Origin of the sequence: uncultured Gemmiger sp. (assembly GCA_944388105.1) — a bacterium.
In the GTDB taxonomy this organism is placed as follows: Bacteria; Bacillota; Clostridia; order Oscillospirales; family Ruminococcaceae; genus Gemmiger.
This window is the reverse complement of sequence record CALXHN010000067.1, coordinates 1-11,493: the sequence shown is the minus strand read 5'-3', so window position 1 is coordinate 11,493 and position 11,493 is coordinate 1. Positions and strand designations below refer to the sequence as shown.

The following is an 11,493-nucleotide window of genomic DNA, read 5'->3' as shown; positions in this document are numbered from 1 at the left end:
GAGGGGGACATCACCGGGCAGATCGACGCCGAGAAGATCGCGGCGCTGAAGATCCCGGCGGTGCAGCTGAACACCGACGGCGCCTGCCACATCGAGGCCATGAGCATCCAGCACATCCTGCCCGACTTTGACCTGGACAGTCTGGACGTGCTGTTTGTGGAAAATATCGGCAACCTGGTCTGTCCGGCGGAGTTCGACATCGGGGAGAACCTGCGCATCACCGTGCTGAGCATCCCCGAGGGGGACGACAAGGTGGCCAAGTATCCACTGATGTTCACCGATACCTCCTGCCTGGTGCTGAACAAGTGTGATATGCTCCCCTACTTTGATTTCGACGTGGACCGGGCCGCCGCCGACTACAAGGGGGTGAACCCGGAAGGCCCGCTGTTCCGGGTGTCCAGCCGCACCGGGGACGGGGTGGAGGATCTTGCCGCCCATCTGGCCGGCAAGATCCGGGAAGCCCTGGCTGCCGACGCATGACACGGCGGCGGTTTCTCATTGAGGGCATCGTCCAGGGGGTGGGGTTCCGCCCCTTCGTCCACCGGCAGGCCGCCCGCCTGGGCCTGAACGGCTGGGCCCGCAACACCGCCGCCGGCCTGGAGCTGGAGCTGGAAGGCTCCGCCCCGGCCCTGGACGACTTTCTGCATACCCTGCGCACCGCCCCGCCGCCTCTGGCGGTGATCGAGGAGATCCGCACCGAAGAGCTGGCCCCCACCGGGGAGACCGGCTTTGCCATCCTGCCCAGCCGCCAGGGGGCGGCGGCCACCCTCATCTCCCCCGACCTGGCCCCTTGCGGCGCCTGTCTGGCCGAGATGAACGACCCGCAGGGACGGCGGTACCGGTATCCTTTTATAAATTGTACCGACTGCGGGCCCCGGTTTTCCATCATCCGCCGCCTGCCCTACGACCGCCCCGCCACCACCATGGCCAGTTTTGCCATGTGCCCCGACTGCGCCGCCGAATACGCCGACATCACCAGCCGCCGCTACCATGCCCAGCCCAACTGCTGCCCGGTGTGCGGGCCCCGGGCTGAGTACCGGGATGCCCGGGGAGCTGTGCAGGACGGGGACCCCCTTGTCCTGGCCCAGCGGGCCCTGGCCGCCGGACAGATCGTGGCGGTGAAGGGCACCGGAGGCATCCACCTGGCCTGTCGGGCGGACAGCCCCGACGCGGTGGCCCGCCTGCGCCGCCGCAAGCAGCGGCCGGACAAGCCCCTGGCCCTGATGGCCCGGGACCTTTCCGCCGCCGGACGGCTGTGCAGGATCACCGGGGACGAGGCCGCCCTGCTGCAAAGTCCCCGCCGGCCCATCCTGCTGCTGGACAAAAAGGACCCCACCGGGCAAAGCTGGCTCAGCGCCACCACCCGGCTGGGGGTCATGCTGCCCTATACCCCCCTGCACATCCTGCTGCTGGACGGACATTCCGGCGGGCCGGACCTGGTGGTCATGACCAGCGCCAACCGAACGGGCTGCCCGGTGCTCACCGACAACGAGGAGGCCGTGGACGTGCTGCAGGGGGTGGCGGACGGGTTTCTGCTCCACGACCGGCCCATCGCCAACCGGTGCGACGATTCCCTGGCCATGGTCTGGCGGGGTGCCCCGGTCTTTTTCCGCCGCAGCCGGGGGTACGCCCCCCAGCCCATCCTGCTGGACCGGGACGCCACCGGGATTCTGGCCTTCGGGGCGGAACAGAAAGGCGCCTTTGCCGCCGGACGGGGCCGTCACGCCTTTGTGAGCCAGTACATCGGCGATCTGAAAAACGCCGAGACGCTGGACCACTACCGCACCGCCCTGCGCACCACCCTGGACCTGTTCGGGCTGATGCCCCGGGCCCTGGTGTGCGACCTGCACCCGGACTATGCCTCCACCCGGGAGGCCCAGGAGATGGCCCGGGAACGGGGCCTGCCCCTGCGGCAGGTGCAGCACCACTGGGCCCACATGGCCGCCTGCATGGCGGACAACCGGCTGACCGGGCCGGTGTTCGGTCTGGTCTGGGACGGCACCGGCCTGGGGGAGGACGGGACCGTCTGGGGCGGGGAATGCCTTGTGGGCGATTTCCGTTCTTACCGCCGGGTGGGGTCGGTCCGGCCCATCCCTCTGGCGGGCGGGGATGTGTGCACCGCTCAGATCGGCCGCACCGCCCTGGCCCTGGCCAGGGATGCCGGATGTCCCGCCTTTGCCCCCGATTTTGCCCGCCGGGAAGCTGTGGCGGCGCTGCTGGACAGCGGCCTGCGCTGCCCCCGGTCCTCCGGCATGGGGCGGCTATTTGACGGGGTGTACGCCCTGCTCACCGGCTGCACCCAGGCCGGGTACGACGGTCAGGCCCCCGCCTTGCTGGAAGCGTTGGCCGAGGGCGCTGCCCCCGAGGAGGTATACACCCCCGCCTTCTACGAGGAAAACGGGGTGCGCTTTTTCGACACCCGGCCCCTGATCCGCGCCCTGTGGCAGCGCAAAAACGCCGGGGCCGGGGCTGCCGGACTGGCCGCCGGGTTCCAGCAGGCCCTGTGCCGCATGGCCCTGGACCAGTGCCGGATCCTGAACCCGGACAGGCTGCCGGTGGTGCTTTCGGGCGGGGTGTTTCTCAACCGGGCCCTGCTGGAAGGGGTGACCGCCCTTCTGGAAGAGGCCGGGTACACCGTATACCCCCACAAACGGGTCTCCCCTTCCGACGAAGGGCTGGCCCTGGGCCAGCTGGCCATTGCCGCCGGGATATGACCGGTTTCTTTATATATGAAGGAGGGTTGCTGCATGTGTCTTGCAGTTCCGCTGAAGATCGTCTCCCTGGAAGGAGACGGCAAACACGCTGTAGGGGAAGCCGCCGGACTGACCCAGAATCTGCGGGTGGATTTTCTGCCCCACATCGCCGTGGGGGACTATGTGATGGTCCACGCAGGCTTCGCCATTGAAAAGCTCACCCCGGAGCAGGCCGCCGAAAATCTGGCCTGCATTGAGGAGGCCATCCATGCCCTGTGAGGATTCCTGGCTGAAAGCCTTCCGCAATCCCGCCGGAGCCGCGCGGCTGGTACAGGACATCCGCCGCCGCACCCAGGACCGTGCCCCCGTGCGGATCATGGAGATCTGCGGTACCCACACCATGGCCATCGCCAAGGCGGGGCTGCGCAGCCTGCTGGCCCCGGGGGTGGAGCTGATCTCCGGCCCCGGGTGCCCGGTGTGCGTGACCCCCGCCGGGGACATTGACGCAGCCCTGGAACTGTCCGCCCGGCCCGGTGTGACCCTGGCCACCTACGGGGACCTGCTGCGGGTACCGGGCAGCCTGCGGGGGGATACCCTGCTGCGCCGCCGGGCCGAAGGGGCGGATGTGCGCACCGTCTACTCCGCCGCCGACGCGGTGGACCTGGCCCGGACCAACCCGGACCGGGAGGTGGTGTTTCTGGGGGTGGGGTTTGAGACCACCGCCCCCGGCACCGCCGCCTGCGTGCTGGACGCCGCCGGGGACGGTCTGGACAATTTTTCGGTGTTCTGCCTGCTCAAGCGCACCGAGCCTGCCCTGCGGGCCCTGCTGAATGCCCCCGACTGCGGGGTGGACGCCCTGCTCTGCCCCGGGCATGTGGCCGCCATTACCGGGGCGGACGCCTTTGCCTTTCTGCCCCGGGAATACGGCCTGCCCGCCGTGGTGGGCGGGTTTGAGGCCGGGGACGTGCTGTACGCCGTCTGGCGGATGGTGTGCATGGTCTGCGACGGCACCCCGGCTTTGGAAAATGAGTATGTCCGGCTGGTCACCGCCGGGGGCAACGCCGCCGCCCGGGCCGCCGTGGACAGGGTCTTTCAGCCTGCGGACAGCCTGTGGCGGGGGCTGGGGGAAATCCCGGACAGCGGCCTGGTGCTGCGGCCGGCGTACGCCCGCTATGACGCCGCCGCCCGGTACGGTCTTGCCCGTGGGGCGGGCACCGAGCCTCCGGGCTGCCGGTGCGGGCAGGTCATCCGGGGACTCCTGCACCCGGAAGAGTGCCCGCTCTTCGGCAGGCTCTGCCGCCCGGAGGACCCGGTGGGCCCCTGCATGGTTTCCGGCGAAGGCGCCTGTGCGGCGGCCTGGAAGTACCGTTCCGCCGATGTCTGATTTTGTTTAGGAGATGAACCCCATGCAATCGATCATTACCATGGATTACGGCAGCGGCGGGGTGCGCACCGCCCAGCTCATTGACGAGATTCTGCTGCCCGCTTTCGGCAACGCCACCCTCAACGACCTGGGGGACGGGGCCGTGCTGCCCGACCTGGGCGGTCAGCCGGTGTTTTCCACCGACAGTTTTGTGGTCACCCCCTGGAAGTTTCCGGGCGGGGATATCGGCAAGCTGGCGGTGTGCGGCACCGTCAACGACCTGTGCATGGCCGGGGGCAAGCCCTTGTACCTGAGCCTTTCCCTGATTCTGGAGGAAGGCCTGCCCATGGACGATCTGCGCACGGTGGTGGATTCCATCGCCCGCACCGCCCGGGAAGCGGGGGTGCAGATCGTCACCGGGGACACCAAGGTGGTGGAACGGGGCAGCGCCGACGGGCTGTACATCAACACGGCAGGCATCGGGGTACTGCGGGCGCCCGGTCTGGGCCGGCGGGCCCTGCGCCCGGGGGATGCGGTGCTGGTCAGCGGCAGCGTAGGCTGCCACGGCGCCGCGGTGCTCATGGCCCGGGGAGACCTGCCGGTGGAAGGAGACCTGCGCAGCGACTGCCGCCCCCTGCATGAACTGAGCGCCGCCGCCCTGGCAGCCGGGGAGGTGCACATCCTGCGGGACCCCACCCGGGGCGGTGTGGCCACCACCCTGAACGAATTTGTGGAGGGCAGCGGGCTGTGCATCGACCTGGAGGAAGAGGCCATCCCGGTGGACGAGCCGGTGGCCGCCGCCTGCGACCTGCTGGGCCTGGACCCGCTGTACGCCGCCTGTGAGGGCCGGATGCTGGCGGTGGTGGCCCCCGGCGATGCCGAGGCCGTGCTGGGGGCCCTGCGGGCCCTGCCCGGGGGCGAAGGCGCCTGCCGCATCGGCACCGTGGGCACCGGGCGCCCGGGCAAGGTGGTGCTGCACACCGCTCTGGGCGGCAGCCGGATCCTGGGCAAGCTCACCGGCGCCCAGCTGCCCCGCATCTGCTGAATTTGCATCAAGGAGGAAACGGACCCTGCCCAGGTCTGTTCCCTCTTTTTTGTTATCGGCCCGAAAGATTCCCGCAACATCCCACGCCCATACTGGGTGTACCTATCCCGACAAGGAGGAATGACCATGTACCCGGTGCTTGTGGTGGACGACGAAGCCCCCATTGCGGAGCTCATCTCCATTACCCTGTCCCAGATCGGGCTGCCCTGCGTGCAGGCCCACAGCGGCAGCGAGGCCGCCGACCTCATCGAGACCCGGAAATTCGATCTGATCTTACTGGACGTGATGCTGCCCGATGTGGACGGGTTCGAACTCATGGACTATATCCGCCCCACCGGCACCCCGGTGATCTTTCTCACCGCCCGCACCGCCGTGGACGACCGGGTGCGGGGGCTGAAACTGGGGGCCTACGACTACATTGTCAAGCCCTTTGCCGCCCCCGAACTGCTGGCCCGGGTGGAGGGGGTGCTGCGCCACGCCGGACGGCGGGACACGAAACTCCGCGCCTGGGACGTGGTGGTGGACCCGGAAGCCCGCACCGCCGCCAAAAACGGGGTGCCGGTACCCCTGACGCCCCACGAATTTGACCTGCTGCTGGCCCTGTTGCACAACCGGGGCATCACCCTCTACCGCAGCGCCCTGCTGGAACTGGTGTGGGGGATGGATGCCGAGCCATCCAACCGCACACTGGACATCCACATGTCCCGGCTGCGGCGCAAGCTGGGGTGGGACGACCGCATCCGCACCGTGCCCCGGGTGGGCTATATGCTGGAAGAGGAGGAAACGCCATGACCTTTTCCCGCAAACTGACTTTGGGCATCCTGCTGCTGCTCTGCCTGACCCTGTCCTTCGGGGGCGGGTGGACCATCGACCGCAACCTGGACTTTGCCCTGCAGCGGGCCCAGACCCAGAACGCCGCCCTCCACCAGCGGGAGCGCAGCGCCCTGGAACAGGCCCTGCGCACCGACGGCGCCCGTGACACCGTGGCCGCCGCCCGGTCGGTGCTGGACTATGCCGCAGAGCTGCAAAGCGCCGTGGGGGCCCAGCCCTTCTACTTCTCGGTGCTGGACGAACAGGGCACCACCCTCTATTCCAGCCTGCCCGCGGCGGTGCGCTACGCTGTCCAGCAGGCTGCCATCGCCGCCGGTCCCCGGCGCCTTTCCTACACCGCCGAGGGCAGCGCCCGCTACATGCTGCTGGCCTCCCCTTTGCAGGGGTCCCTGGACGGGCTCTGGCTGGTGAGCGCCTACGATGTGGCCCCCCTGTATGCCGAGCGGGACCGGCAACTGCGGCAGTATTTTCTGCTGGAGACCTCCGCCCTGGTGCTGGCGGGGGCGGCGGCAGCCCTTTTCTCCCGCCGGATGACCCGGCCCCTGCGGGCGCTGCAGACGGCGGCCCGCTCCATGGCCGAAGGCGCCTACGACCGCCGGGTGCTCCCCTGCGGGCAGCGGGAATTTGACGCTCTGGGGCAGGATTTCAACCAGATGGCCGACGCGGTGGAAAGCCGCATGGAAGCCCTGCGGCAGGAATCCGCCCGCCAGAGCCGATTCGTGGCGGCCTTCACCCACGAACTCAAGACCCCCATGACCTCCATTCTGGGGTACGCCGACCTGCTGCGCATGGGAGAACAGCCCGCCGAGCGACGCCGGCAGGCTGCCGATTACATCTACCACGAGGCCGGACGGCTGGAGACCCTGAGCCGCAGCCTGCTGCAATTGCTGGGCCTGGAACAGGAGCAGATCACCCTGGCCCCGGTGGCGGTGCGGCTGGTGTTCGGGGATGTGCGCCGCAGCCTGCCGGAGGATTTTCCGGCCACCATCTGCACGGACTGTGACCCCCAGGCGGTGGTGCTGGCCCAGCGGTCCCTGCTGGGGGACCTGGTGCGCAATCTGGTACTCAACGCCGCCAACGCCGGCCCCAAGGACGGGGCGGTGCATCTGGGCTGCCGCAGACAGGGGGACGGCTGGGAACTGACCGTCTCCGACACCGGCTGCGGTATGGCGGCCCAGGAACTGCCCCGCATCACCGAGCCCTTTTACATGGTGGACAAGAGTCGGGCCCGTCGGGCCGGAGGCAGCGGCCTGGGGCTGAGCCTGTGCGCCGAGATCGCCCGCCTCCACGGCAGCACCCTGACCTTTGTGAGCGAACCGGGCCGGGGCACCACCGTGGGGCTTTGTCTGAAGGAGGGACGGGAATGAGACGGGACAAACAAGGGATTTTGCCCACGGTGGGGGCGCTTTTGGTCTGCGCCGCCCTGCTGGGTGGGCCGGCCCTGTGGGCCCGACTGGGGGATGCCCGCCGGACCCAGCTGGTCACCGCCCGCCCGGTGACGGCGGGGGCCCTGGACGAGGACGCCCGGGCCATCCCGGTGCTGTACGAGCTTCACGCCGGCAGTACCTGCACCGACCCGGACGCCCCTGCCGAGCTGCCCGAGCCGGACCCCGCCGAACTGTGCGCCGAAGCCGCTGAACCCCTGGCGGCGCTGGCGGAGGCGGGGGCGATTTCTGACCGGGAAAAGGCCGGTCTGGACGCCTTGCTGGCCCGGACCCCGGACCAATATTCCCGCGGGGCGGACGGAAGCCAGCAGACCCTGAGCCTGCTGTGGTTCGGGGAAAACACCACCGCCGGACTGTACCTGACCCGGCAGGCCGCCACCGGGGTGTATGTTTTCTATTCTCTGCCGGTGGGCGGGGACCTGGACGGCGAGACCCGCCTGCGGGCCTGGCTGGCCCTGCTGGGGATGGACGGTCTGGGGGACTGGGAACCGGCGGACACCGACGCCCCGGACACCACTGCCCTGTATTCGGCCAAAGCCCGGGCCACCGTCTTCTGCACCTCTGGGGAGGACTGGGTGTATCTGGAACTTCGGAAAGGACAGCCCACCTTCTGAAAGAACTTTGCCACATGGCCGCGTCAGAATAAGGGCAGATCAACACAAGGAGGGTTCACCCATGAAACAACGCCTGTTCTGTCTGGCCCTGGCCGCCGCCCTGCTCACCGGCTGCGGAGCTGCCCCGGCCGGGACCACCCCCGACACCGCCGCGGTCTCTTCCGGCCGGGGGGAGGAAGCCGCCGAAACCACCGCCTCCACCGGGCTGCATGTGCTGGATTCCGGGGACGCCCAGGGCTTTTACTCCGCCGGGTCTTCCCTGGACGCGGGGCTGTCCCGGCTGAACTATGTGGACTACGCCACCCTGACCGCCGCGCCCCTGTGCGCCGATCCGGCCTGCACCCACAATTCCGATACCTGCACCGCCTGCCTGCCCGAAGGCCAGACCCTGTACGGGGTGAAGATCTTCAATGAGGACCGTCTGGTTATGATGGCGGCCCGTTCCCCGGATTACTGGCCGGTCTTGTACACCGCCGCCCGGGACGGTTCCGACCGGCAGCTGCTGTATGAGGGCAGCGCCACCGCCTACCTTTCGGTGGGGGACACCCTGCTCATGGGGGACGGGGCGTATGTGTATTTCTGCGTCACCGAGGAAGACCCGGAGAACCAGGCCCTGTCCGGCGGGCTGTACCGCATCCCGGTGACCGGCGGCGAGGCCCAGCGGCTGTTCACCACCACCAACCACACCATGGTGGGGGTGGTGGACGGAGGCATCCTCTGCGTCTTTTACGACCTGACCGATCCTTCCGGCGCCGGGGCCCGGCACCTGCGGCTGTACGCCACCGACGGCAGCTACACCGACCTGATGAGCTGGACCGACGCCGACCCCGCCCGCAGCTTTGCGGTGGACGGGGACCGCATCCTGTGGATGGCAGAGAGCGGCGCCGCCGGATGGCTGAAAACCGACGGCAGTTCCGGGCAGGTCAGCGTGGAGTGGCCCTTTACGGTGGGCACCGGCGAGGGGGAAAAGCTGGTGAATCTGGACAGCCGGATGCCGGTGCTGGACGGCCAGCTGCTGGTCAATGTCACCGGGTGGGACTCGGACATCGTCACCGACCGCTATGCCCTTAACCCGGAGACCGGCACCCTGACGCCCCTGCCCCTCTCCTACATGGCCGGGGAGCTGAAGCGTCCTCTGGACCTGGCCGCCGTGGTGGGGGACAAGGTGCTGTGCACCTTTGCGGTGAACTATCTGCCGGTGAGCTCGGTGGCCGAAGACGGCACCACTGTGGAGGTGGAACAGGCCCAGGCCCGCATCGGGCTGCTCTCCCTGGCCGATTTCTGGGCCGGGAACCCCAACTATGAGGAGATCACCTGCGCCATGCCCATGGCCCTGTAACAGAAACAAAAACCGCCCCTGCCGGGGTTTCCGGCGGGGGCGGCTGCCTTTTTATGCAAGATTCAGTCGGCGGCGTGGCGCTGTTTCAGTTCCGCCAGGTAGGCCGCCAACTCGTCGATGTCGGCGTCGGTGAGGTCGTGGCTTTCGGCCATGGCCGCCACCAGGTTGCGGGCGCTGCCCGCAAACATCCGGCCCAGGGCGCTGCGGCTCTCCACCGGCAGGTAGTCCTGCCGGGTCAGGGCCGCTTTGTACCGGTAGCCCCGGCCTTCCCGCTCCCGGGTCACATATCCCTTGCCTTCCAGGCGGGAAAGCAGGGTCAGCAGGGTGGTGCCCGCCCACCCGTTGGCGGCCAGGGCCTGTTCCAGTTCCGCCCGGGTCAGGGGGGACTGTGCCTGCCACAGGGCTTTCATCACTTCCAGTTCCGCGTCGGGCAGACGCTTGGTCTGCTGTTTCATGCTGATGCTCCTTTTACTGGTATCCGTGGCAGACCAGCCGCTGGCTGCCGTTGGGCTCCTGCCAGGTGTCGCTCTGCCACTGGCCGCATTGGGTACAAATTCCCTGGTATACGGTGTAATTCGGGTAGATATAATCCTCCCCGTACACCTTATGGATGCAGGGGCGCTTTTCCAGCCCGCCTTCCCGGGTATCCACCGCCCGGGTCTCCACCGGGCCGCCGCACAGCGGGCAGAGGGCAGGCAGCGCGGCGGGCGTGGCTTGGGCCGTGGCCTGCTCGCCGTCGGGGCGGATCTGCCAGGTCTCACCGTAGTCCTCACTCACCAGCCAGAAGATCTGCCGGGTGGTATCGTTGCCCACCGCGGCGTTGCAGTGCACCCGCAGATGCCCGGGGCCGGGATTTTCCTGGTCCGCCCCCGCCCAGCAGGTGTGCAGGCCGGGGATATCGGTATAGGGGATGTCGGATTCCAGGGCCGAAAGGTCCAGCCGCTCCCAGCTGGCCCCGCCGTCCACCGTCCGCCACAGGTCCAGGGCGTGGTAGTCGGTGTGGGGCGTCCAGAAGCCCACATTCTCGTTCATCCAGAAGAAAGGCTGGGTGTGCCACCCGCCCAGGTCGGTGTCCGCCGGACAGGATTGTTCACCCATGAGCTGCCAGTCCCCGCCGTTTTTCCGCAAGAAGCAGAGATCGGCGTCGGTCATGTAGCCGGGGGTGGGTTCCGCTTCCCGGGCAATCACCAGAAAGGCGGTGTCCGGGGCAAGGCACTCATAGTTGGCCACCCGGAAAGGACCGTCCCCCAGCAGCGGGGTCAGGTCCAGGGAGCTTTGGGTGTAGCTGGCGCCGCGGTCCTCGCTGTGCCAGAAGCTGACGCCCCCTTCCCCGTCCGCCATGGCCAGGTCCACCCGGTCTCCCAGCTGGGTGCCGCTGTACAGCCGGTAGGAAACCTTTTCCAGCTCCCCGGGCACCGGGGCCGTCAGCAAGGTCCGGGTGGCCGAGAGCAGCGCCGGGTCCCGCTCCACCCGGCCGCTGCGGTCAGGCACCGGGGTGGGGGTGGGCGCCGGGGTGGCCGTAGACACAACAGCGGGGGCGGTCTCAGCGGGGGCGGTGGATTCGGTCTCGGCGGGGGTACAGGCGATGAGCCCCACCCCCAGCACCCCGCAGAGCCCCACGGCCGCCAGGGCCAGCCGACCCCGGCGGCGGGGTGCCCGGTCCCACAGGCGGGCAAACCGGAAGCGCAGCGCCCGCCCATTCCAGGAAAATCCGGTGGTGAAGGCGGGGGTCTTCCCCATGCGGGCCGCGGCCAGCAGGGCTTCACCGTAGGCCCCCCGCCAGACCGCGTCACGCCCTGCCACCACCTGGGCGTCACAGGCAGCCTCCATGTCCCGGACAGCCCGCCGGGTCAGAAAGCCCACCGCCGGGTTGTACCAGTGGAGCGCCCGGGCCAGGAGCAGCAGGGCCTTCAGGGCCAGGTCCCGGCGCTGCAGGTGGGTGCGCTCATGGAGAAACATCATCCCGGCGGCGGCTGGCCCGGGGTCCTGCTCCGGCACCAGCACCACCGGCCGCCATAGTCCCGCCGTGACCGGCCCCCGTACCATAGGCGTACACCAGAGGGGCACCGGGCGGCCCAGGGGCACGGCTTCACAGGCAAGGGCCCAGGCATCGGCCCAGCTGCCCTCCGCCGGACGAGCGGCGTGCAAAGCCCGACGCCGCCA

At 69.0% G+C, this 11,493-nt stretch carries 11 protein-coding genes; 9 read left to right on the top strand and 2 right to left on the bottom strand.

The window, feature by feature from the left end; all coding sequences use genetic code 11:
• The 9 genes from hypB to Q0K17_RS08105 form a co-directional block, all read left to right on the top strand.
• The coding region (gene hypB / locus Q0K17_RS08145; protein WP_294542034.1) for a hydrogenase nickel incorporation protein HypB at positions 1-480 on the top strand (480 nt) is incomplete at its 5' end.
• Positions 477-2,714, top strand: a complete 2,238-nt coding sequence (hypF, locus tag Q0K17_RS08140; RefSeq protein ID WP_294542032.1) for a carbamoyltransferase HypF — start codon at positions 477-479, stop codon at positions 2,712-2,714. The genes hypB and hypF, both read left to right, overlap by 4 nt.
• Positions 2,715-2,747: 33 nt before the next feature.
• Entirely contained in the window at positions 2,748-2,972 is a 225-nt protein-coding gene (locus Q0K17_RS08135) for a HypC/HybG/HupF family hydrogenase formation chaperone (protein WP_294542030.1), read from the top strand.
• On the top strand, positions 2,962-4,077 hold the full coding sequence (hypD, locus tag Q0K17_RS08130; protein WP_294542028.1) for a hydrogenase formation protein HypD: 1,116 nt from the start codon (positions 2,962-2,964) through the stop codon (positions 4,075-4,077). The genes Q0K17_RS08135 and hypD overlap by 11 nt, the downstream gene beginning before the upstream one ends.
• 22 nt (positions 4,078-4,099) lie before the next feature.
• The gene (hypE, locus tag Q0K17_RS08125) at positions 4,100-5,101 is read left to right on the top strand and encodes a hydrogenase expression/formation protein HypE (RefSeq protein WP_294542026.1); all 1,002 of its coding nucleotides are present in this window, start codon (positions 4,100-4,102) and stop codon (positions 5,099-5,101) included.
• Positions 5,102-5,227: 126 nt separating this feature from the next.
• Complete coding sequence (locus tag Q0K17_RS08120) at positions 5,228-5,893, top strand: response regulator transcription factor (protein WP_294542024.1); 666 nt, start codon at positions 5,228-5,230, stop codon at positions 5,891-5,893.
• A complete protein-coding gene (locus tag Q0K17_RS08115) occupies positions 5,890-7,299 on the top strand; it encodes a HAMP domain-containing sensor histidine kinase (protein ID WP_294542022.1) in 1,410 nt (469 codons plus the stop codon). Before Q0K17_RS08120 ends, Q0K17_RS08115 begins: the two co-directional genes overlap by 4 nt.
• Entirely contained in the window at positions 7,296-7,991 is a 696-nt protein-coding gene (locus Q0K17_RS08110; protein WP_294542020.1) for a hypothetical protein, read from the top strand. The genes Q0K17_RS08115 and Q0K17_RS08110 overlap by 4 nt, the downstream gene beginning before the upstream one ends.
• A 61-nt stretch (positions 7,992-8,052) precedes the next feature.
• On the top strand, positions 8,053-9,330 hold the full coding sequence (locus tag Q0K17_RS08105; protein WP_294542018.1) for a hypothetical protein: 1,278 nt from the start codon (positions 8,053-8,055) through the stop codon (positions 9,328-9,330).
• Positions 9,331-9,392: 62 nt separating this feature from the next.
• Here the strand turns inward: Q0K17_RS08105 and Q0K17_RS08100 are convergent, their stop codons facing one another.
• Together Q0K17_RS08100 and Q0K17_RS08095 are read right to left on the bottom strand one after the other, a co-directional pair.
• On the bottom strand, positions 9,393-9,785 hold the full coding sequence (locus Q0K17_RS08100; RefSeq protein ID WP_294542016.1) for a BlaI/MecI/CopY family transcriptional regulator: 393 nt from the start codon (positions 9,783-9,785) through the stop codon (positions 9,393-9,395).
• Between the two features lie 13 nt (positions 9,786-9,798).
• The coding region (locus Q0K17_RS08095; RefSeq protein WP_294542013.1) for a M56 family metallopeptidase at positions 9,799-11,493 on the bottom strand (1,695 nt) is incomplete at its 5' end.

Coding starts and splice junctions, on each gene's coding strand:
- hypF (WP_294542032.1), top strand. CDS start 477: ATGACACGGCGGCGGTTTCTCATTGAGGGCATCGTCCAGGGGGTGGGG.
- Q0K17_RS08135 (WP_294542030.1), top strand. CDS start 2,748: ATGTGTCTTGCAGTTCCGCTGAAGATCGTCTCCCTGGAAGGAGACGGC.
- hypD (WP_294542028.1), top strand. CDS start 2,962: ATGCCCTGTGAGGATTCCTGGCTGAAAGCCTTCCGCAATCCCGCCGGA.
- hypE (WP_294542026.1), top strand. CDS start 4,100: ATGCAATCGATCATTACCATGGATTACGGCAGCGGCGGGGTGCGCACC.
- Q0K17_RS08120 (WP_294542024.1), top strand. CDS start 5,228: ATGTACCCGGTGCTTGTGGTGGACGACGAAGCCCCCATTGCGGAGCTC.
- Q0K17_RS08115 (WP_294542022.1), top strand. CDS start 5,890: ATGACCTTTTCCCGCAAACTGACTTTGGGCATCCTGCTGCTGCTCTGC.
- Q0K17_RS08110 (WP_294542020.1), top strand. CDS start 7,296: ATGAGACGGGACAAACAAGGGATTTTGCCCACGGTGGGGGCGCTTTTG.
- Q0K17_RS08105 (WP_294542018.1), top strand. CDS start 8,053: ATGAAACAACGCCTGTTCTGTCTGGCCCTGGCCGCCGCCCTGCTCACC.
- Q0K17_RS08100 (WP_294542016.1), bottom strand. CDS start 9,785: ATGAAACAGCAGACCAAGCGTCTGCCCGACGCGGAACTGGAAGTGATG.